Annotated in this window: 23 protein-coding genes; 12 read left to right on the forward strand and 11 right to left on the reverse strand. The window is 53.7% G+C overall.

Features of this window, described 5'->3' with window-relative positions; genetic code table 11:
* Positions 1-107: 107 nt before the first annotated feature.
* Genes ACQG1Y_RS09595 through ycgZ form a run of 3 tightly spaced genes read right to left on the reverse strand, consistent with a single transcriptional unit; the run spans position 108 to position 980 of the window.
* Positions 108-386: a biofilm/acid-resistance regulator YmgB/AriR gene (locus tag ACQG1Y_RS09595; RefSeq protein WP_032653318.1), complete on the reverse strand. Its 279-nt coding sequence runs from the start codon at positions 384-386 to the stop codon at positions 108-110.
* A gap of 29 nt (positions 387-415) precedes the next feature.
* Entirely contained in the window at positions 416-736 is a 321-nt protein-coding gene (locus ACQG1Y_RS09600) for a hypothetical protein (RefSeq protein WP_426736734.1), read from the reverse strand.
* Positions 737-740: 4 nt separating this feature from the next.
* A complete protein-coding gene (gene ycgZ, locus ACQG1Y_RS09605) occupies positions 741-980 on the reverse strand; it encodes a regulatory protein YcgZ (protein ID WP_017384632.1) in 240 nt (79 codons plus the stop codon).
* A 339-nt stretch (positions 981-1,319) separates the two neighbouring features.
* Between ycgZ and ACQG1Y_RS09610 the strand changes: the two genes are divergently transcribed.
* Entirely contained in the window at positions 1,320-2,540 is a 1,221-nt protein-coding gene (locus ACQG1Y_RS09610) for a diguanylate phosphodiesterase (RefSeq protein ID WP_032670065.1), read from the forward strand.
* 188 nt (positions 2,541-2,728) lie between these two features.
* A complete protein-coding gene (locus ACQG1Y_RS09615; RefSeq protein ID WP_015570709.1) occupies positions 2,729-3,457 on the forward strand; it encodes a MerR family transcriptional regulator in 729 nt (242 codons plus the stop codon).
* Between the two features lie 109 nt (positions 3,458-3,566).
* Here ACQG1Y_RS09615 and ACQG1Y_RS09620 read toward each other — a convergent pair whose 3' ends face one another.
* From ACQG1Y_RS09620 to ACQG1Y_RS09630, 3 genes are all read right to left on the reverse strand, one after another.
* Positions 3,567-4,019 (reverse strand): DUF3828 domain-containing protein, encoded by a 453-nt coding sequence (locus tag ACQG1Y_RS09620; RefSeq protein WP_017384630.1) that lies wholly within the window; start codon positions 4,017-4,019, stop codon positions 3,567-3,569.
* Between the two features lies 1 nt (position 4,020).
* Entirely contained in the window at positions 4,021-4,380 is a 360-nt protein-coding gene (locus ACQG1Y_RS09625; RefSeq protein WP_017693570.1) for a hypothetical protein, read from the reverse strand.
* Between the two features lie 241 nt (positions 4,381-4,621).
* Complete coding sequence (locus ACQG1Y_RS09630; RefSeq protein WP_023296364.1) at positions 4,622-4,837, reverse strand: hypothetical protein; 216 nt, start codon at positions 4,835-4,837, stop codon at positions 4,622-4,624.
* A gap of 39 nt (positions 4,838-4,876) precedes the next feature.
* Between ACQG1Y_RS09630 and sufA the strand changes: the two genes are divergently transcribed.
* The 7 genes from sufA to ldtE all read left to right on the forward strand — a co-directional run bounded on the left by sufA (position 4,877) and on the right by ldtE (position 11,501).
* Positions 4,877-5,245, forward strand: a complete 369-nt coding sequence (sufA, locus tag ACQG1Y_RS09635; protein ID WP_003857741.1) for a Fe-S cluster assembly scaffold SufA — start codon at positions 4,877-4,879, stop codon at positions 5,243-5,245.
* Between the two features lie 8 nt (positions 5,246-5,253).
* The gene (sufB, locus tag ACQG1Y_RS09640; RefSeq protein ID WP_003857739.1) at positions 5,254-6,744 is read left to right on the forward strand and encodes a Fe-S cluster assembly protein SufB; all 1,491 of its coding nucleotides are present in this window, start codon (positions 5,254-5,256) and stop codon (positions 6,742-6,744) included.
* A 9-nt stretch (positions 6,745-6,753) separates the two neighbouring features.
* A complete protein-coding gene (sufC, locus tag ACQG1Y_RS09645) occupies positions 6,754-7,500 on the forward strand; it encodes a Fe-S cluster assembly ATPase SufC (RefSeq protein ID WP_003857736.1) in 747 nt (248 codons plus the stop codon).
* Positions 7,475-8,746: a Fe-S cluster assembly protein SufD gene (gene sufD, locus ACQG1Y_RS09650; protein WP_047741362.1), complete on the forward strand. Its 1,272-nt coding sequence runs from the start codon at positions 7,475-7,477 to the stop codon at positions 8,744-8,746. Before sufC ends, sufD begins: the two co-directional genes overlap by 26 nt.
* Entirely contained in the window at positions 8,743-9,963 is a 1,221-nt protein-coding gene (gene sufS, locus ACQG1Y_RS09655) for a cysteine desulfurase SufS (protein ID WP_047735035.1), read from the forward strand. The genes sufD and sufS overlap by 4 nt, the downstream gene beginning before the upstream one ends.
* 14 nt (positions 9,964-9,977) lie before the next feature.
* Complete coding sequence (gene sufE, locus ACQG1Y_RS09660; protein ID WP_017693566.1) at positions 9,978-10,394, forward strand: cysteine desulfuration protein SufE; 417 nt, start codon at positions 9,978-9,980, stop codon at positions 10,392-10,394.
* 78 nt (positions 10,395-10,472) lie between these two features.
* Entirely contained in the window at positions 10,473-11,501 is a 1,029-nt protein-coding gene (ldtE, locus tag ACQG1Y_RS09665) for a L,D-transpeptidase LdtE (protein ID WP_426736735.1), read from the forward strand.
* Positions 11,502-11,561: 60 nt separating this feature from the next.
* Here the strand turns inward: ldtE and lpp are convergent, their stop codons facing one another.
* The 5 genes from lpp to ACQG1Y_RS09690 all read right to left on the reverse strand — a co-directional run bounded on the left by lpp (position 11,562) and on the right by ACQG1Y_RS09690 (position 16,437).
* The gene (gene lpp / locus ACQG1Y_RS09670) at positions 11,562-11,798 is read right to left on the reverse strand and encodes a murein lipoprotein Lpp (protein ID WP_001082307.1); all 237 of its coding nucleotides are present in this window, start codon (positions 11,796-11,798) and stop codon (positions 11,562-11,564) included.
* 312 nt (positions 11,799-12,110) lie between these two features.
* A complete protein-coding gene (pykF, locus tag ACQG1Y_RS09675; RefSeq protein WP_015570703.1) occupies positions 12,111-13,532 on the reverse strand; it encodes a pyruvate kinase PykF in 1,422 nt (473 codons plus the stop codon).
* Between the two features lie 7 nt (positions 13,533-13,539).
* Complete coding sequence (locus ACQG1Y_RS09680; RefSeq protein WP_418235933.1) at positions 13,540-13,872, reverse strand: hypothetical protein; 333 nt, start codon at positions 13,870-13,872, stop codon at positions 13,540-13,542.
* 36 nt (positions 13,873-13,908) lie between these two features.
* Positions 13,909-15,054, reverse strand: a complete 1,146-nt coding sequence (locus ACQG1Y_RS09685) for a PLP-dependent aspartate aminotransferase family protein (RefSeq protein WP_368740514.1) — start codon at positions 15,052-15,054, stop codon at positions 13,909-13,911.
* A 12-nt stretch (positions 15,055-15,066) separates the two neighbouring features.
* A complete protein-coding gene (locus tag ACQG1Y_RS09690; RefSeq protein ID WP_414234581.1) occupies positions 15,067-16,437 on the reverse strand; it encodes a pyridoxal-phosphate dependent enzyme in 1,371 nt (456 codons plus the stop codon).
* A gap of 399 nt (positions 16,438-16,836) precedes the next feature.
* Here ACQG1Y_RS09690 and ACQG1Y_RS09695 point away from each other — a divergent pair, with 399 nt between their 5' ends.
* From ACQG1Y_RS09695 to ACQG1Y_RS09705, 3 genes are read left to right on the forward strand one after another with little or no spacing between them, the layout of a single operon-like run.
* Entirely contained in the window at positions 16,837-17,859 is a 1,023-nt protein-coding gene (locus ACQG1Y_RS09695; protein WP_368740516.1) for a methionine ABC transporter ATP-binding protein, read from the forward strand.
* Positions 17,852-18,520: a methionine ABC transporter permease gene (locus ACQG1Y_RS09700; RefSeq protein ID WP_047057695.1), complete on the forward strand. Its 669-nt coding sequence runs from the start codon at positions 17,852-17,854 to the stop codon at positions 18,518-18,520. The genes ACQG1Y_RS09695 and ACQG1Y_RS09700 overlap by 8 nt, the downstream gene beginning before the upstream one ends.
* A gap of 23 nt (positions 18,521-18,543) precedes the next feature.
* On the forward strand, positions 18,544-19,356 hold the full coding sequence (locus ACQG1Y_RS09705; RefSeq protein ID WP_003857677.1) for a MetQ/NlpA family ABC transporter substrate-binding protein: 813 nt from the start codon (positions 18,544-18,546) through the stop codon (positions 19,354-19,356).
* Positions 19,357-19,407 lie beyond the last annotated feature (51 nt).

The raw sequence follows: 19,407 nt of genomic DNA on the forward strand, positions 1-19,407 counted from the left end.
ATTCAGCGTTCTTGATTAACAGGGCGTTAAAGGAGAAAGGGTGTGTCATCGTCAGTCTGTTCGTCAGAATTGACGATGACACGCTATCCGTAGGGATGGGGGAGGCGTTAAAGATCGTCCATGGTGTAACCGACGACAATTTCCAGCGTCTTGCGGATCACATCCGCCTTAACGACATCGTCGGTGGATTCCAGCGCCTGGATTAGCCAGAGAATGATCGCTTTGTTGGTCAAATGACCTTCGGAAGCGAGAACACAACGAACCGCAGTCGAAAAAATGGCAGACTCTTCAGCAAAGCGATCGCCTGCGTGACGGAAATACTCCGACAACGCGCTATCTAAAAAGGCCGAGTGGTATTCGGGTTGAAGCTGAATATTTTGTCTCATTTGTTCTCACCGTAGCTGTAAAGTTGTAGTCAATGTATCTTTTTAGGATCGGACGGTTTTCCATTTCCAAATAACGGCACTACATTGTCTCGGTTATTTTTGAGAGATCCCTCTCTCTGTATTCGTCCTTGTGCGGTTCTGCGACCTTTAAAAGCGAGCGTACCAGAGCTGATTTCAGCTCTCACTCGCGCTAATGTCTCCCGCCGCTGGGGATCCGTTTCATATGCTTGCATGTTACGCAGACGCTGAACCAATCCCTCGGTCGTCACGGGACCGCGCTCCTTCAAAAGTGAAAGAGCGGCTTCTCCAATAAGCTGGTCGATCAGTCTGTCCGCATCACTGCTGTTCATGACATTAACGTTCGAAGAGCAGGCCAAGAAGCATGTGATAATGATGTTCCTCTTCCGGGCCATTGGCCTTTTCAAGGCGACTCAACAGTTTTGTGCAGAGCGATTTGCGATTCAGATTTCGCCCGTCGCTAAGAATTTCAACAACAACCTGACCCAATGTTTCCTGTTGGGTTGGAAGCGCGGCTTTTTCGAAATACTGCGCAATCGCTGTTGCCGAGTCTGCGAGGTGTCCGTTCTGCTGCATGTTTCGCTCCTGTAAATTTTCGTAATCAGTAACGTTACATTTAAGGTATACATAATTTTCAAATCTGTACATTTAAAATGTACAATTTTTTAAAGATTTTATTATATATTTTATAAAATCATTATTTATCAAGTGCTTATTCTTATACGATTTACTGCGGGATTCACAAGATATATTGTACAATCCGAAGCGGCGTTGCAGAGTTGTACAAGCCCGTAAATGACGCAAAAAAGCCGTGTAAATCGTTGAGATGTAAATTATTTGTTGGGCAATTAATGTGCTATAACAGAGTTCTCCCCACGTGTTTTCGTGGTCACCCCCTCAATCTTCAGGATTAGCATGCTCACAACCATCATTTACCGCAGTCATATCTGCGAGGACGTTCCAGTTAAAGCGCTGGAAGACATGGTCGCTGCTGCAAATTGTCGAAATCGCCAGTTCGATGTGACGGGGATTTTGCTGTTTAACGGCACACACTTTTTTCAGTTACTTGAAGGGCCCGCTGATAACGTTAAGGAGATCTATGAGCTCATCTGCCGTGACCCACGGCATCACAACGTGGTCGAATTATTAAGCGATCACGGGCCTTCAAGACGTTTTGGCAACGTGGGTATGGAGCTCTTTGACCTTCGTCAGTACGATACCGACGAAGTGCTGCAACAGGTTCTTGATAAAGGCACAACCCGCTATCAGCTGACCTATAACGATCGCGCCCTGCAATTTTTCCGCACCTTCGTTGAGTCTACTGAAAAAGCCAACTACTTTGAGCTGCCTCCGGCTGACGCCTGGGAATTTGTCACCGAAAACACGCCGTTATCCACCCAGCCGACGGTAGTGGCAAAGGGCGCGGACTGTAGTTTTGCGTTTCAACCTATTGTCGATCCGTTTATGCAGCAGGTGGTTTCCTGGGAAGCCCTGATCCGCACGCCGTCCGGAGAGTCGCCGGAAAGCTATTTTGCCAACCTGTCGCGTGAGGCACTGTACGAATCGGATCTGAAGAGTAAGCAGGTGGCTTTGTCGATGGCCAGCGCGCTGGGCCTACAGACTCAAACGTTGTCCATCAATCTGCTGCCGATGACGCTGGTCAATGTTCCTGGCGCCGTCGATTTTTTACTGACGGCAATTGAGGCGAACGGTTTTGTGCCGGAGCAAATTGTGGTCGAGTTCACCGAGAGCGAGGCGATCTCGCGCTTTGAAGAGTTCACCAGCGCGGTCAGACAGCTTAAAAGCGCCGGGATCAGCGTGGCCATCGATCACTTTGGCGCGGGATTCGCCGGTCTGCAACTGCTGGCCCAGTTCCAGCCGGACAGAATCAAGATCAGCCGTGATTTGATTGCCAACGTACACAAGAGCGGCCCGCGTCAGGCTATTATTCAGGCGATCATTAAATGCTGTGCGTCTCTGGAAATTCTGTTCTGTGCGGTAGGCGTAGAGCTGGCTGAAGAGTGGATGTGGCTGGAATCTGCCGGGGTTTCTCAGTTCCAGGGACACCTTTTCGCCAGCCCGCGTCTGGGGGGCGTTCCGGCGATTGCCTGGCCTGATAAAAAGTACGATTTATAAAAACCTGTACGTAACTGTTAAGAGTAACCTGTACGTACGGCGAAATTTATACAACAATACATTAACGAGTGAGTGGTTCATTGAGCCATTCACTTGTCTCAGAACGAGGAGTTAGTTATACAAATGATTTGTACAATCTGATAAGGTTGGTTTGGTTAGGTATGGAAGTAATGTGCGTGAGGGAGTTAATGGCCTATTACAGTATCGGCGAAGTGGCCGAACGATGCGGTATCAACCCCGTTACGCTGCGTGCCTGGCAGCGCCGTTATGGATTGTTGAAGCCGCAGCGAAGCGAAGGGGGTCATCGTCAGTTTGACGATGAAGATATCCTGCGTATCGAAGAGATCAAGCGCCTGATGAAAACGGGTGTTTCGGTCGGTAAAGTAAAAGCGCTTCTTGAAAATACAGAAGTGATGACTCAGGGTAACTGGGCATCGTTTCAGGAAGAGATGTTAACCGTTCTGCGCTATGCCAGCCCGGCAAAACTGCGTGCCAAAATCGGCGAATTCCGCCGGGACCATGCGATGGATGTTCTGATAGATAACATCATCACCCCTGTGCGGCAGCGAATGAACCAGGACCAGAATACGGTGCGCCACATGGCGAGCCTGCTGGACGGTGTCCTGATTGAGTTTGCCGTTGCAAGCCTGGGTGAGTCGCGAAAAAAAGCAGGTAAGGATGCGCTGCTGATTGGGTGGGAGTGCGACGACCGTACGCATTTGTGGCTGGAAGCGGCCCGTCTTGCCTACAAAGGCTGGCATATCGACGTGCTGGCTGAGCCGATTGATTCTCCACGTCCTGAACTCTTCCCCGGGCAAAAAATCTTCGTCTGGACCGGTAAAGCGCCTACGCCTCGTCAACAGGAGCAGCTCGACCACTGGCGTGAACAGGGTTTCGCCGTTTCGTTCCATCACTGATGTTAAGGGGGCCAACGGTAAACCGCCAGTGCGGGATTTTGCCTTCTGGCGATACGACAGGGGTATCCGCGAAGATGCATAGCATCAGTACCCCTGTCATATCGTCGGTTTATTCCATCATCAGGTTGTCTGAAATATTCATACTGGCCACGGATTCAACTTTCCACACGCCATCTTCCTTGACCATGCAGTCAATCACGGTGTGATCCCGCTTTTTGCCGAATGAGATATAAACCTGCATACAGGCGGCATCGTAATCCAGCGCCCGCGCACTGACGATGCCCCAGTCATCTTCATATCCCTGAGCCTTGATGAACATATCGACGTCAGGCACGTCATATTCATCTGGATCCAGCTTATCCATGGCTTTGAGTTTGCTGATAGTTTCGCGGGTTACATATGGCCTCAGCGCTTCATAGTTTTTCAGGGGCTCTTTCCCGATAATAATTTGCGAGATGTACCATTTATTAAACTGAAGGGCAGCGGATACCTCAGGGGGGAACTTCTGTGCAGCGGATGCGAGAGTGGGCAGAAGCAGGATCGCCAGAATTATTTTTTTCATGTCAGTCATGCCTGTAAATTGCATATGCTGGCTTTAATTCCCGGTATTCCTTTCCCGGATACATTGTTCGCTGAACAAAATCAGAGTACCAGACGCCGTTCCCACCATAGATGCAAGCGTGGCCATATGGGTGGTGCGCAGTGGGCTGGATCACCGCCACATCGCCCTCAACAGGCTCACCGTAAACCTGGTGGAAACCCGCCAGAATTAAATTGCTTTTCATATCCTTAGCATAATGTGTGTTCTGTAGATTAGCACCGCCGGCGCGAATGGATTTCGAAACAAATTCTGCACATCTTTTCTGGCTATACTGACCTGCATGCTGGCGAGCATGAACTGCGGCTTTATGGGCACTCCACATAATTTAATCCCTTATTGAATAAATGGTTAACAAGGGAAACATTACGCCGAAAAGGGATGAGTTTATGTAATTAATCATGATCGGAATTTAACCACTATCAGACTGATAAATAATGGTTAACTTATCCATCAAAAGTCTTTATGCGCGCCCAGGTAAGGCAAAAAAGGATTAAAAAGAACCTGTCTTAAGGGGGAGGCATACGTAAAAAATGTATATGGTGCCTGCGCGTACTTTAGCTATCTCAAAAATAGGTATTTCCAATACAATTTTTATCATTGCCCGTCACCTTACCGCCTTTCTTATGAAATGCATTATTTATCAATGCATTGAACAAATCTAACCATCCCATCCGCATCCCGTCACAGGGTCTATGCTTAATGAAAGTAGCCAAAAAGGGCGGTTTAGCCCAAAGCCCCTGCTCGTAGGGGGTTGAAGTGATAATCGTTATCACTAACATGGTGTTATGCCTTGGTGGCTTATCAGATGAGGTGGACCTATGGAACTGCATTCAGAAACCTTCAATCCGGCCGATTTTGCCTGGCGTGGTTTAACGCTGACGCCCGCGGCGGCGGCGCATATTCATGAGCTGGTGGCAAAAAATCCCGACATCCTCGGCGTACGCTTAGGCGTTAAGCAGACTGGCTGCGCGGGATTTGGCTACGTGCTGGATACCGTAACCGAACCTGAAAAGGACGATCTGGTCTTTGAAACCGACGGTGCAAAGTTATACGTCGCGCTACAGGCGATGCCGTTTATCGATGGAACCGAAGTCGACTACGTTCGGGAAGGTTTAAACCAGTTATTCAAATTTCATAACCCGAAAGCCCAGAACGAATGCGGCTGCGGCGAAAGCTTTGGGGTATAGGCGGTACTATGTCTCGTAATACTGAAGCAACGAGTGATGTAAACACCTGGAGCGGCGGACACCTCAACTATAAAGAGGGTTTCTTTACGCAGCTGCAAACCGATGAGCTGGCGAAAGGCATCAACGAAGAGGTCGTGCGCGCCATTTCGGCGAAACGTAACGAGCCGGAGTGGATGCTGGAGTTTCGCCTGAGCGCATTCCGCGCGTGGCTGGAGATGGAAGAACCCCACTGGCTGAAAGCGCATTACGATAAGCTGAACTATCAGGATTATAGCTACTACTCCGCGCCCTCCTGCGGCAGCTGTGATGATACCTGTGCCTCGCAACCCGGCGCGGTTCAGCAAACCGGCGCGGAGAACAGCTTCCTGAGTAAAGAGGTGGAAGAGGCGTTTAATCAGCTCGGCGTGCCCGTGCGCGAAGGCAAAGAGGTGGCGGTAGACGCCATTTTTGACTCCGTCTCGGTGGCAACCACCTACCGTGAAAAACTGGCGGAGCAGGGGATCATTTTCTGTTCCTTTGGTGAAGCCATTCACGATCACCCCGAGCTGGTGAAAAAGTATATTGGTACCGTGGTGCCGAGTAACGATAACTTCTTCGCGGCACTGAATGCGGCGGTGGCGTCAGACGGTACTTTTATCTACGTGCCGAAAGGCGTGCGCTGCCCGATGGAGCTCTCGACCTATTTCCGCATCAACGCGGAAAAAACCGGCCAGTTTGAACGCACCATCCTGGTGGCCGATGAAGGCAGCTACGTAAGCTACATCGAAGGGTGCTCCGCTCCTGTGCGCGACAGCTACCAGCTGCACGCGGCGGTGGTAGAGGTGATCATCCATAAAGATGCGGAAGTGAAGTACTCTACGGTACAGAACTGGTTCCCGGGCGACGGCAACACCGGTGGTATTCTGAACTTCGTCACCAAACGCGCGCTGTGCGAAGGCGAAAACAGCAAAATGTCCTGGACGCAGTCAGAAACCGGCTCCGCCATTACCTGGAAATACCCGAGCTGTATTCTGCGCGGCGACAACTCCATCGGTGAGTTTTACTCCGTGGCGCTGACCAGCGGTCATCAGCAGGCCGATACCGGCACCAAGATGATCCACATCGGTAAAAACACCAAATCGACCATCATCTCCAAAGGGATCTCTGCCGGTCACAGCCAGAACAGCTATCGCGGGCTGGTGAAAATCATGCCGACGGCAACCAACGCGCGTAACTTCACCCAGTGTGACTCCATGCTGATTGGCGCGGACTGCGGGGCGCATACCTTCCCGTATGTCGAATGCCGCAATAACAGCGCCCAGCTTGAGCATGAGGCAACTACGTCACGTATTGGTGAAGATCAGCTTTTCTACTGCCTGCAACGCGGGATCAGTGAAGAAGATGCGATTTCAATGATCGTTAACGGCTTCTGTAAGGACGTGTTCTCTGAACTGCCGCTGGAATTTGCCGTTGAAGCCCAGAAACTCCTCGCCATTAGTCTTGAACACAGCGTCGGTTAAGGAAAGCACATGTTAAGCATTAAAGATTTACAGGTTAGCGTGGAAGAGAAAGAGATCCTGCGTGGCCTCAATTTTGACGTCAAACCGGGTGAAGTTCACGCCATCATGGGGCCAAACGGCTCCGGGAAAAGTACGCTTTCAGCGACGCTGGCAGGACGCGAAGATTATGAAGTTACCAGCGGCTCCGTTGAGTTTAACGGCAAAGATCTGCTGGAGATGTCGCCGGAAGAGCGTGCCGGCGAGGGCATCTTTATGGCCTTCCAGTATCCGGTGGAAATTCCGGGCGTCAGCAACCAGTTCTTCCTGCAAACCGCGCTGAACGCGGTGCGCAAGTATCGCGGCCTTGAGGCGCTGGATCGCTTTGACTTCCAGGATCTGATGGAAGAAAAGATTAAGCTGCTGAAAATGCCGGAAGATCTGTTGACCCGCTCGGTAAACGTGGGTTTCTCCGGCGGTGAGAAGAAACGTAACGATATTCTGCAAATGGCGGTTCTGGAACCGGCGCTGTGCATTCTCGATGAGACCGATTCAGGGCTGGATATCGATGCCCTGAAGATCGTTGCCGACGGGGTGAACTCCCTGCGTGACGGCAACCGCTCATTTATCATCGTGACTCACTATCAGCGAATTCTGGATTACATCAAACCGGACTATGTCCACGTGCTTTACCAGGGACGCATTGTGAAATCCGGTGACTTTACGCTGGTTAAACAACTGGAGGAGCAGGGTTATGGCTGGCTTACCGAACAGCAGTAATGCACTTCAGCAGTGGCACCGGCTGTTTGAAGCGCAGGGTGGAGCGCGCTCTGAACAGGCTCAGCACCATCTCCAGCAGATGCTGCGTCTCGGTTTACCGACGCGTAAACATGAGAACTGGAAATATACCCCGCTGGATGGCCTGCTGAACGGCGAGTTTGTCACCCGTCTGGCGCAGGTCAGCCCCGATCAGCGCGACATGCTGGCGCTGAGCGTGGATGCCGTGCGTCTGGTGTTTGTCGACGGTCTGTTCCGTGCGGAGCTGAGCGACAACGTGCAGGAGAGCGGGTTCGATATCGTCATTAACGATGAACGTCAGTCGCTGAACGCGCCCGTTCAGCCTGAAGTCTTCCTGCACCTGACAGAGAGCCTGTCGCAATCTGTCACCCATATTCGCGTTAAGCGTAACCAGCGCCCGGCGAAACCGCTGCTGCTGATGCATATCACCCAGGGCGTTGAGGGTGATGAGATTAACACCGCCCACTATCGCCACCATCTTGAGCTGGCAGAAGGGGCGGAGGCGACGGTGATCGAGCATTACGTCAGCCTTAACGACACCCGTCATTTTACCGGTTCGCGTCTGACGATGAACGTGGCGGCCAATGCCCAGCTGCACCACATCAAGCTGGCGTTTGAGAATCCGCTCAGTCACCACTTCGCTCACAACGATATTCTGCTGGGCCAGGATGCCGCGGCGTACAGCCACAGCTTCCTGCTTGGCGGCGCGGTGCTGCGCCACAATACCAGCACCCAGCTGAACGGTGAAAACACTACGCTGCGTATTAACAGCCTGGCGATGCCGGTGAAGTCAGAAGTGTGCGACACGCGCACCTGGCTTGAGCATAACAAAGGCTACTGCAACAGCCGTCAGCTGCACAAAACCATCGTCAGCGACAAAGGACGTGCGGTGTTTAACGGCCTGATCAACGTGGCGCAGCACGCCATCAAAACTGACGGGCAGATGACCAACAATAACCTCTTGCTGGGACGTCTGGCAGAGGTGGACACCAAACCACAGCTGGAAATCTATGCGGACGACGTGAAATGCAGCCACGGTGCGACGGTTGGGCGTATTGACGATGAGCAGATGTTCTACCTGCGCTCGCGCGGGATAGACCAGCAGGCCGCGCAAAAGATGATTATTTACGCCTTTGCGGCTGAGCTGACGGAAGCGCTGCCCGATGGCGGACTTAAACAGCAGGTGCTGGCCCGTATCGGTCAGCGGCTGCCTGGAGGCGAAGCATGACATTTCCCGTAGAGAAAGTCCGGGCAGATTTTCCGGTACTGACCCGTGAAGTGAACGGTCTGCCGCTGGCCTATCTCGACAGTGCGGCCAGCGCGCAAAAACCAAATCAGGTGGTGGATGCGGAAGCCGAGTTTTACCGCCACGGTTATGCGGCGGTACATCGCGGGATCCACACCCTGAGCGCCGAGGCGACCCAGCGCATGGAAAACGTGCGCACTCAGGTTGCGGCCTTCCTCAACGCGCGTTCGCCGGAAGAGCTGGTATTCGTGCGCGGCACCACCGAAGGGATCAACCTGGTGGCTAACAGCTGGGGCAATGCGCAGGTGCACGCGGGAGATAACATCATCATCACCCAGATGGAGCACCATGCCAACATCGTGCCCTGGCAGATGCTCTGTGAGCGTGTGGGGGCGCAACTGCGGGTGATCCCCCTAAATGAAGACGGCACGCTCCAGCTGGAAAAGCTGGACGCCCTGCTGGACGACAGAACGCGGCTGGTGGCGGTGACCCACGTTTCAAACGTGCTGGGGACGGAAAATCCGGTGTCGCTGATCGTCGACAAAGCTCATCAGGTTGGTGCGAAAGTGTTGATTGATGGCGCCCAGGCGGTGATGCACCATGCGGTTGACGTTCAGGCTCTGGACTGCGATTTCTACGTCTTCTCCGGGCACAAGCTGTATGGCCCGACGGGCATTGGCGTGTTGTATGTGAAAGAGGACATTCTCCAGGCCATGCCGCCGTGGGAAGGGGGCGGGTCAATGATCGCCACCGTCAGCCTGACGGACGGCACAACCTACGCCCGTGCGCCCTGGCGCTTCGAGGCGGGTACGCCCAACACGGGCGGGATCATCGGGCTGGGCGCGGCCATTAGCTACGTCTCTGAAACGGGGCTGGCGGCGATTCAGGAGTACGAACAGCAGCTGATGCATTATGCCTTGCAGGAGCTGGCCAGCGTCCCGGAACTGACCTTATATGGCCCTGCTGACCGTCTGGGTGTGATAGCCTTCAACCTCGGCAAGCATCACGCCTATGATGTAGGCAGTTTCCTTGATAATTACGGCGTCGCCGTACGTACCGGGCATCACTGCGCGATGCCGCTGATGGCGTATTATCAGGTACCGGCTATGTGCCGCGCATCGCTGGTGATGTACAACACAACGGAAGAGGTCGACAGACTGGTGGCGGGACTAAAACGTATTCACCAGCTGCTTGGCTAACGGAGAGGCGAGAGATGGCAGATTTGCCGGACAGAGATAAATTGCTGCGCAACTTTGGGCGTTGCGCGAACTGGGAAGAGAAATACCTTTATATTATCGAGCTGGGCCAGCGCCTGCCGCCGCTCAGCGAAGAGGCGCATAACCCGGACAACATCATTCAGGGCTGCCAGAGCCAGGTCTGGATCCTGATGCAACAGACGGATGAAGGCGTAATTGAATTACAGGGTGACAGCGATGCCGCCATTGTGAAGGGGCTTATTGCCGTCGTATTTATTCTTTATCACCAGATGTCGGCGCAGGATATTGTCGCCTTTGACGTTCGCCCGTGGTTTGAAAAAATGGCCTTAACCCAGCACCTCACCCCGTCCCGATCCCAGGGACTGGAAGCGATGATCCGCGCCATACGCGCCAAAGCCGCAATCCTTAGCTAAACTGACAGAACAGCATTCATTCTGTTTCGCGAGGTGGTTTCCACCTCGCTGGTTTTTCAGCTTTCTGACGTTTGGTCAGTGAATAAGGAATCTCAGCATGAAGCGCGCATCTCTACTCTATTACTCCTTGGTTCGCTCAGTGCTGTTAATTCAGCCTGGGCGGTTGATTATCCTTTACCGCCCGCAGGCAGCCGCCTGATTGGGCAAAACCAGACATACACCATTCAGGAAGGTGACAATAAACTTCAGTCTATCGCTCGTCGCTTTAATACCGCCGCACAGCTGATCCTTGAAACCAATAATACCATTGCTCCGGTGAACCCTGCGCCAGGAACGGTCATTACCATCCCTTCCCAGATGCTACTGCCGGACACCGAGCGTGAGGGCATTGTGGTGAATCTGGCGGAGCTGCGTCTTTACTTCTATCTGCCTGGCGAAAATATCGTGCAGGTCTATCCGCTGGGCATTGGTCAGCTTGGGCTGGAAACACCGGTCAGCACCACCCGTGTGAGTCAGAAAATCCCTAACCCTACCTGGACCCCCACTGCGGGCATCAGAGCGCGCTCACTGGCCCAGGGCATTAAACTGCCGCCTGTGGTACCCGCAGGGCCAAATAACCCGCTGGGGCGCTTTGCGCTTCGTCTGGGTATCGGGAATGGGGAATATCTTATTCACGGCACCAGCGCGCCGGACAGCGTAGGGTTGCGGGTCAGCTCGGGTTGTATGCGAATGAATGCGCCGGATATCAAAGCGTTGTTTGAGCAAGTGCGCGTCGGCACGCGGGTGCAGATCATCAATGAGCCGGTGAAGTTCTCCGTCGAGCCGGACGGCAAACGTTATATCGAGGTGCACAGGCCGCTGGCGCAGGCTGAGGGCGAAAACCCACAGACGGTGCCGTTCACGCACTCGGCGGCGTTTACCGCCTTTGCAGCGGAGTCAGGTAGCGATAAAACGCAAATCGACAAGGCCCTGGCGCGCAGAGCGGGGATCCCGGTTGCCGTGTCAGCAGGCAGTGGTTCTTCAGCCAGCAATTCTGTCCTGTCGGTACAGAACAGTCGTGTCTCAGCGGCGGTGGCGGAAGGCGAGGGAGAGAAAGCGCTTCAGTAGAGGTTTGACGAAGGCAAAAAAAATGGCGCACAATGTGCGCCATTTTATTAACAGGTACTATTACTTACGGTATTTAGTAGCCTGGTTGTCCAGACGCTGGTTAGCGCGAGCTGCGTCGTCTTTAGCAGCCTGAACGTCGGAACGCATTGCGTTCACGTCGTTGCTCAGCTGGTCAACTTTAGCGTTCAGAGTCTGAACGTCAGAAGACAGCTGATCGATTTTAGCGTTGCTGGAGCAACCTGCCAGCAGAGTAGAACCCAGGATTACCGCGCCCAGTACCAGTTTAGTACGATTCATTATTAATACCCTCTAGATTGAGTTAATCTCCATGTAGCGTTACAAGTATTACACAAAGTTTTTTGGGTTGAGAATATTTTTTTGATGGGATTACGCCTATTTTTGATCGTTCGCTCAAAGAAGCAACGAAATCGGCAATTTTGACGAAAAAGCTATGTTAAAAAAGGCATTTTTCATCGGATTCATCTTAGATAAATCGCGATTAAATAGAAAAACCCGATTTGCTTTTTGAATAGTTCTGGTTAAAGGCGGGAATAAAAAAAGCGCCCCGAAGGACGCTTTTTAACAAAACAATAATTTGTTCGTGAAATATTACAGCACGTGGACAGATGCAGTGTTGGTGGTGCCGCTTGGAACCAGCGCGCCAGAAACCATAACCACCACGTCGCCTTTCTGGGCCAGGCCACAATCAACCAGTTCCAGAGCCACTTCTTTACCCAGACGATAGAAATCATCGGTAGAGGCAATCTCTTTCACCAGGTGTGGGATCACACCTTTGCTCAGCACCAGCTGACGCGCGGTAGTTTCGTTGGTGGTCAGCGCCAGAATGGTCGCATCCGGGAAATATTTACGCACGGCACGCGCAGATTTACCACCCTGGGTCGCCACGACAATCAGTGGGGCTTCCAGTTTCTCAGCGGTTTCTACCGCACCACGGCACACGGCTTCGGTGATGCGCAGTTTACGGCTGTCGTTGTTGTAATCCAGACGGCTTTTCATCACGCGGTCGGTACGCTCACAGATGGTCGCCATGATACCGACCGCTTCCAGAGGGTATTTCCCTTTTGCAGATTCGCCAGACAGCATAACGGCATCGGTACCGTCGAGGATGGCGTTTGCTACGTCGCCTGCTTCAGCGCGGGTAGGGCGTGGGTTTTTGATCATGGAGTCCAGCATCTGCGTTGCGGTGATAACCACTTTACGCGCGCGAACACATTTCTCGATCATCATCTTCTGCGCGAAGATCACTTCTTCAACCGGGATTTCTACGCCCAGGTCGCCACGCGCTACCATGATACCGTCAGACGCTTCGAGGATTTCGTCGAAGTTGTTCAGGCCTTCCTGGTTTTCGATCTTGGAGATGATCTGAATGTTCTCGCCGCCGTGCGCTTTCAGGTGCTCACGGATCTCAACCACGTCAGAACGTTTACGGATAAAGGAGGCAGCAACGAAGTCCACGCCTTGTTCGCAGCCGAAGATCAGGTCTTGTTTGTCTTTTTCAGCCAGCGCTGGCAGCGCAATGGACACACCCGGCAGGTTAACGCCTTTGTTTTCGCCCAGATCGCCGTTGTTCAGCACTTTACAGATAACCTTGTTACCTTCGATCGCCGTCACTTCCATGCCGATCAGGCCGTCATCTACCAGCACGGTGTTGCCAACAGACAGATCGCTGGTGAAGCCTTCGTAGGTCACGGCAACGATTTCGTTGTTACCCACAACGGATTTGTCGGTGGTGAAGGTGAAGGTCTGGCCCGCTTTCAGGGAAACGTCGTTACCGCCTTCCAGTTTGATGGTGCGGATTTCAGGACCTTTGGTGTCGAGCAGGATTGCCGCTTTTTTCCCGGTCTTGCTCATCACGTTGCGCAAGTTCTGGATACGCTGACCGTGTTCAGCATAGTCGCCGTGGGAGAAGTTCAGACGCATCACGTTCATGCCGGCATCCAGCATTTTGCTCAGCATCTCTTCGGATTCGGTTTTCGGGCCGATAGTACAAACAATTTTCGTCTTTTTCATGACAGTCTTAGTCTTTAAGTTGGGAAGGATATGGAAATCTCGCTCCGGGGGCGCACCGCCGCGGAGTCAAACCTGTGTTGCGAAAGAGTATATGACACGCACTAAGAATAGGTGACATCAAATGAGCGTGCAGAAGAAAGTGTGCCTGAGTGCCAGCCCAACGAAGGAGAGGAGAAGTTGTACGTTGTTTTTTGTATTCCAAGCGCTGAAACCATTCACCAGGGATTTGGCGCGCATTATACGCTGATTTACAGTAAAAAGGAAAATGGAAACAGCGTTTCAAAACAATCTGTGCAGATTCACATAAGTTTGTTATCAAGGCGTTAAGGTCTAATGTCATCTTATGACGGCAGGCGCAACGCCCGCCGTTTTTTGCTCACTTTTCCAGCGCCTGCTGAAGGTCGGCGATCAGATCCTTCGCATCCTCAATCCCCACCGACAGGCGGATAAGCTGCGGCACAATGCCGTTTGCAAGACGCTGCGCCAGAGGTATGGAGGCGTGGGTCATGCTGTAGGGCTGGCTCACCAGACTCTCCACACCGCCCAGACTTTCCGCCAGGGTAAAGAGCGTAAGATGACGGATCACCTCTGCCGCGCGTTGCACATCGCCTTTAATCACAACGGAGATCATGCCGCCCGGCAGCGCCATTTGTCTGCGTGCCAGCGCATACTGGGGATGTGACGCCAGCCCGGGATAGAACACGCGGTCTACCTGCGGATGCTGCTCCAGCCATTGCGCAATTGCCAGTGCGTTGGCGCTGTGCTTCTCAACGCACAGTGAGAGGGTGCGAATCCCCCGCAGCGTCAGGAAACTGCTGAACGGATCCAGAACGCCGCCAACCGCGTTTTGCAGATAGCCCAGACGCTCCGCGAGATCCTTATTTGCCCCGACAACAGCCAGCCCGGCAACCACGTCTGAATGACCGTTGAGATATTTAGTGGCGGAGTGGACCACTATATCGAACCCCGCCTCCAGCGGCCGGTGAATGACCGGGGAGGCGAAGGTATTATCCGCCACGCTGATCGCATTATGGCGCCGGGCAATGTCCGCGATGGCCTCCAGGTCGGCCAGTTTCAACAGCGGGTTCGTTGGCGTTTCCACCCAGATCATGCGCGTGTCCGGGCGAATGGCGGCCTCAAGCCCGGCTACATCGTCCGGCTTAACCCAGCTCACCTGTAACCCAGTGCTGCGCTTGCGCACGTTTTCGATCAGGCGATACGTACCGCCATACACGTCGTCAATGGCGACGATATGGCTGTCTTTATCCAGCAGTTCGAGCACGGTGGAAATGGCTGCCAGCCCTGACGCGAAAGCGTACCCGCGCGTGCCGCCTTCCAGTTCGGCGATGGCGGTCTCCAGCGCGTGGCGGGTTGGATTGCCGCTCCGGGAGTATTCGTAGCCGGTATGTTCACCCGGTGCCGGTTGCGCAAACGTCGACGTGGCGTAAATTGGCGGCATCACGGCGCCGTGCGGGTCGTGATACTCACCGCTGTGAACGCTGAGGGTGGCCAGGTTTTTCATCTTTTGCTCCTTTTATTTTGTCAGGCGGTTACGCCAGGCGGTGAGTACATCACTGCGTGTGATCAGACCCAGAAAGCGATCTTCGTCACAAATAATCGCCACCAGGCCACGGTCAAAGATGGCGTACAGGGCGCTCTCCGGGGCCTGCTTATCCAGATATTCGACCTGACGCGTCATGGCCGCCGTCACGGGGAGAGAGAAGCGATCGGCATCTCCCCCGATGTGTCGCAGCAGGTCCCACTCGTCGATGATGCCGACGACCTTGTCGTTATCGAGCACCGGCAGCTGGGAGATGTCGTACAGGCGCATGCGGGCCAGCACGGTGGAAAGCGTGTCGTCCGGGGCGGCAGTCACCGTCGCGCCTTCATCGTGGCGCAGGGCAATATAGTCCGAGAGATCGCCTGCCTGCGGACGCGAAATCAGCCCCTGCTGGCGCATCCAGTCGTCGTTGAACATCTTCGAGAGGTATTTATTGCCGCTGTCGCAGGCGAAGGTGACCACACGTTTTGGCGTAGTCTGCGCCTGGCAATATTTCAGCGCCGCCGCCAGCAGCGTGCCGGTGGAGGAGCCTGCCAGGATCCCTTCCGTTTTTAGCAGATCGCGGGCGGTGGTGAACGCCTCGCGATCGGTAATGCGCCAGGCGCGGTTAACCCCTTCGATGTGCGCCAGCGGAGGGATAAAGTCTTCGCCAATCCCTTCAACCAGCCACGATCCGGCATCGTGATGGCGTACGTTTTCAACCTGGTCCGCCAGCACCGACCCGGCCGGATCGGCAAGCACAAATTCCGTCTGCGGCAAATGTTCTGCAAACCACGCCTGTAAGCCGCCCAGCGTACCGCCGGACCCCACGCCGACGACGATGGCATCGATCTGGCCGTCAAGCTGTTCAAACAGTTCCGGTGCGGTAGTGGTGCGGTGCGCCAGCGGATTGGCCGCGTTATTGAACTGATCAATATAAAACGCGCCTGGCAGTTCGTTCGCCAGCCGCCGGGCATAATCCTGGTAGTAGGCCGGATGCCCTTTATTCACATCTGAACGGGTCAGCACGACCTGCGCCCCTAACGCGCGCAGGTGGAAAATCTTCTCGAGGCTCATTTTGTCCGGCACCACCAGGATCAGCGAGTAGCCCTTCTGCGCCGCAATCAACGCCAGCCCCAGGCCGGTGTTCCCCGCCGTGGCTTCAATAATGGTGCCGCCGGGCCGTAGCTGGCCCGTACGCTCGGCTTCATTAATCATCGACAACGCGACGCGGTCTTTAATCGAGCCGCCGGGATTCTGGTTTTCCAGCTTCAGAAACAGCGAGCAGGGGCCGGTGTCCAGCTTGTGCAGCTGGATGAGCGGCGTACGGCCAATCAGTTCGGTGACGGAGTGGTAAAGCGTCATGGTCATGTCCTGTGAAGAGGTGATGACCGGATGATAGAACCATGAAATTTTCTCAATAAAGAACCTTTCACTGAGTTTTAGAACGGAAAGGAATAATCCTTGTGTTTTCAGATGGAAAGACAGCAAGACGTAAAGTTGTCCGGATGTGAGGATGGCTATATCCGCATAAAGTGCTGCAAAATTAGCCGATTTCGTCGGGTGAGTAAGACCTGATATGCAAATGGCAGATAATTATTGCTGATATTCATCTAAATGCTTTTCACCCGCCAGTTCGCTGCTTATTCCTGAGCATTATAAGAAATTCTTTTTTGGTCATTTAAAAGCTGATAACGGCTGTTTACTATCTTTTGGACATCCAAACTGCTAAACCGCTATATGCGAAACGGATAACGAATAAGAATGATTGTACTCAGCAATATTTCGAAGGTTTTTGACAACGGGAAACAGGCGCTGACAGCCGTTGATAACGTCAACCTGACGATAGAGCAGGGACAGATTTACGGGATCATCGGTTACAGCGGGGCCGGGAAAAGTACGCTGATCCGTCTGCTGAACGGTCTGGAAAAGCCCAGCGCCGGCAGCGTCACCATTAACGGTCAGGATATCTCCGCCGCGAAGGGAGAAGCGCTGCGTCAGGCACGCCTGAAAATCAGCATGGTGTTCCAGCACTTTAATCTGCTTTGGTCGCGCACGGTGAAGGAAAACATCGCCTTTTCAATGCAAATTGCCGGTGTGCCAAAAGCGCAAATTCAGGCTCGCGTTGCCGAGCTGGTGGAGCTGGTCGGCCTGAAGGGGCGCGAGAATGCCTACCCATCCCAGCTGAGCGGCGGGCAAAAACAACGTGTGGGCATTGCCCGCGCGCTGGCCAATCATCCGGACGTACTGCTGTGTGACGAAGCCACCTCGGCGCTGGATCCGCAGACCACCGATCAGATCCTCGATCTGCTCCTGGACATTAACCGTCGCTTTAACCTGACCATCGTACTCATTACGCATGAGATGCACGTGGTGCGCAAAATCTGCGACCGCGTGGCGGTGATGGAAAACGGCAAGGTGGTAGAAGAGGGGGACGTGCTGAGCGTGTTTACGCATCCGCAGCAGCCGATCACCCGGCAGTTTGTCCGCCAGGTGAGCCAGTACGCGGAGGAAGAGACCTTCAATACCGAACTGGCAAAAGATCTGGAAGGCACGGTGATCAGGCTGACCTTCACCGGGCACAGCACGCACAGGCCGATCGTCGGTGAACTGACCCTGCGCTACGGCCTGCCGTTTAACATCCTGCACGGCAAAATGACGCAAACCGCCCACGGTGTTTTCGGGCAGCTCTGGGTGCACGTGGTGGCATCGGACGAACAACTGAACAATATCCTCGCCGACCTGAAGCAAAGCGATATTGAAGGCGAGGTAATCAAGCATGGCTGAAGAACTCTTTCCGCACCTGAAGTGGGATCAGCTTTGGGCTGCAACCCAGGAGACGCTTTACATGACCGCGCTTTCCGGCGTGGCAACGTTTGTCCTGGGGAGCGCGCTCGGTCTGGCGCTGTTTTTAACCGCCCGCGGCGGGTTATTCCACAACCGCACGGTCTACAGCGTGATGTCGATTGTGGTGAACGTGTTCCGCTCGATTCCGTTCATCATTCTCATCGTTCTGCTGATCCCGTTCACCAAGACCGTTGTGGGGACCATTCTCGGCGCTAACGCTGCGCTGCCCGCCCTGATTGTGGGCGCGGCGCCGTTCTACGCCCGTCTGGTCGAGATTGCCTTGCGAGAAGTAGACAAAGGAGTCATTGAGGCCACGCGTTCGATGGGCGCGCGGCTGAGCACGTTAGTGTTTCGGGTTTTATTGCCGGAATCTTCACCCGCACTGGTTTCAGGTATGACGGTGACGCTGATTGCGCTGGTGAGCTACAGCGCAATGGCAGGGGTGATAGGTGCCGGCGGTTTGGGAAATCTGGCTTATCTGGAAGGATTCCAGCGCAACCATGGTGACGTCACGCTGGTGGCAACGGTGACCATTCTGATCATCGTGTTCATTATCCAGTTCTGCGGCGATGCCATTACTTCACTGTTAGATAAACGCTAATAAATACACACAGGAACCACATCATGAAAAAGACACTGACACTGATCGCCGCCGCAACCCTGAGTGCCCTGAGCTTTGCCTCCTGGGCGGACACGCTCACCGTGGGGGCGTCCAACACCCCGCACGCGGAAATTCTGGAGCAGGCTAAGCCGATTCTGGCGAAGCAGGGGATCGATCTGGAGATTAAACCGTTCCAGGACTACATTCTGCCAAATACGGCGCTGGCGGGGCATGACATTGACGCAAACTATTTCCAGCACATCCCTTACCTGAACAGCGTCCTGAAAGATCATGCGGGCGATAAGGATTATGACTTTGTCAGTGCGGGCGCAATCCACATTGAGCCGATCGGTATCTATTCGAAAAAATACAAATCGCTGAAGGATCTGCCGGAAGGCGGCAAAATCATCATGCGTGATGCGGTTTCCGAGGAAGGGCGTATTCTCTCCATCTTCGAAAAAGAGGGCGTGATCAAGCTGAAGCCAGGCATCGATAAAGTGACCGCGCGCATCAGCGATATCGTGGAGAACCCGAAAAAGCTGCAATTCACCCCTAACGTCGAGGCATCTCTGCTGCCGCAGATGTACAACAACGACGAAGGTGCTGCGGTGGTGATCAACGCCAACTACGCAATTGATGCCGGTCTGGATCCGGTGCACGATCCAATTGCGGTTGAAAGCGGTGAGAATAACCCGTACGCCAACATCATTACCGTTCATCGCGGTGACGAGAAGAAGAAGGATATCGTCGCGCTGGTGAACGTGCTGCACTCCAAAGAGATCCAGGACTGGATCCGCACCAAATACAAAGGCGCGGTCATCCCGGTAAACAACTAATCTCCTGATTTTCCAGACGAAGCCCGGCGAACTACACGCCGGGCTTCTTTT

Source organism: Enterobacter cloacae complex sp. 397G4 (assembly GCF_050031515.1).
In the GTDB taxonomy this organism is placed as follows: Bacteria; Pseudomonadota; Gammaproteobacteria; order Enterobacterales; family Enterobacteriaceae; genus Enterobacter; species Enterobacter hormaechei_C.

Coding starts and splice junctions, on each gene's coding strand:
- ACQG1Y_RS09595 (WP_032653318.1), bottom strand. CDS start 386: ATGAGACAAAATATTCAGCTTCAACCCGAATACCACTCGGCCTTTTTA.
- ACQG1Y_RS09600 (WP_426736734.1), bottom strand. CDS start 736: ATGAACAGCAGTGATGCGGACAGACTGATCGACCAGCTTATTGGAGAA.
- ycgZ (WP_017384632.1), bottom strand. CDS start 980: ATGCAGCAGAACGGACACCTCGCAGACTCGGCAACAGCGATTGCGCAG.
- ACQG1Y_RS09610 (WP_032670065.1), top strand. CDS start 1,320: ATGCTCACAACCATCATTTACCGCAGTCATATCTGCGAGGACGTTCCA.
- ACQG1Y_RS09615 (WP_015570709.1), top strand. CDS start 2,729: ATGGCCTATTACAGTATCGGCGAAGTGGCCGAACGATGCGGTATCAAC.
- ACQG1Y_RS09620 (WP_017384630.1), bottom strand. CDS start 4,019: ATGAAAAAAATAATTCTGGCGATCCTGCTTCTGCCCACTCTCGCATCC.
- ACQG1Y_RS09625 (WP_017693570.1), bottom strand. CDS start 4,380: ATGTGGAGTGCCCATAAAGCCGCAGTTCATGCTCGCCAGCATGCAGGT.
- ACQG1Y_RS09630 (WP_023296364.1), bottom strand. CDS start 4,837: ATGTTAGTGATAACGATTATCACTTCAACCCCCTACGAGCAGGGGCTT.
- sufA (WP_003857741.1), top strand. CDS start 4,877: ATGGAACTGCATTCAGAAACCTTCAATCCGGCCGATTTTGCCTGGCGT.
- sufB (WP_003857739.1), top strand. CDS start 5,254: ATGTCTCGTAATACTGAAGCAACGAGTGATGTAAACACCTGGAGCGGC.
- sufC (WP_003857736.1), top strand. CDS start 6,754: ATGTTAAGCATTAAAGATTTACAGGTTAGCGTGGAAGAGAAAGAGATC.
- sufD (WP_047741362.1), top strand. CDS start 7,475: ATGGCTGGCTTACCGAACAGCAGTAATGCACTTCAGCAGTGGCACCGG.
- sufS (WP_047735035.1), top strand. CDS start 8,743: ATGACATTTCCCGTAGAGAAAGTCCGGGCAGATTTTCCGGTACTGACC.
- sufE (WP_017693566.1), top strand. CDS start 9,978: ATGGCAGATTTGCCGGACAGAGATAAATTGCTGCGCAACTTTGGGCGT.
- lpp (WP_001082307.1), bottom strand. CDS start 11,798: ATGAATCGTACTAAACTGGTACTGGGCGCGGTAATCCTGGGTTCTACT.
- pykF (WP_015570703.1), bottom strand. CDS start 13,532: ATGAAAAAGACGAAAATTGTTTGTACTATCGGCCCGAAAACCGAATCC.
- ACQG1Y_RS09680 (WP_418235933.1), bottom strand. CDS start 13,872: ATGACATTAGACCTTAACGCCTTGATAACAAACTTATGTGAATCTGCA.
- ACQG1Y_RS09685 (WP_368740514.1), bottom strand. CDS start 15,054: ATGAAAAACCTGGCCACCCTCAGCGTTCACAGCGGTGAGTATCACGAC.
- ACQG1Y_RS09690 (WP_414234581.1), bottom strand. CDS start 16,437: ATGACGCTTTACCACTCCGTCACCGAACTGATTGGCCGTACGCCGCTC.
- ACQG1Y_RS09695 (WP_368740516.1), top strand. CDS start 16,837: ATGATTGTACTCAGCAATATTTCGAAGGTTTTTGACAACGGGAAACAG.
- ACQG1Y_RS09700 (WP_047057695.1), top strand. CDS start 17,852: ATGGCTGAAGAACTCTTTCCGCACCTGAAGTGGGATCAGCTTTGGGCT.
- ACQG1Y_RS09705 (WP_003857677.1), top strand. CDS start 18,544: ATGAAAAAGACACTGACACTGATCGCCGCCGCAACCCTGAGTGCCCTG.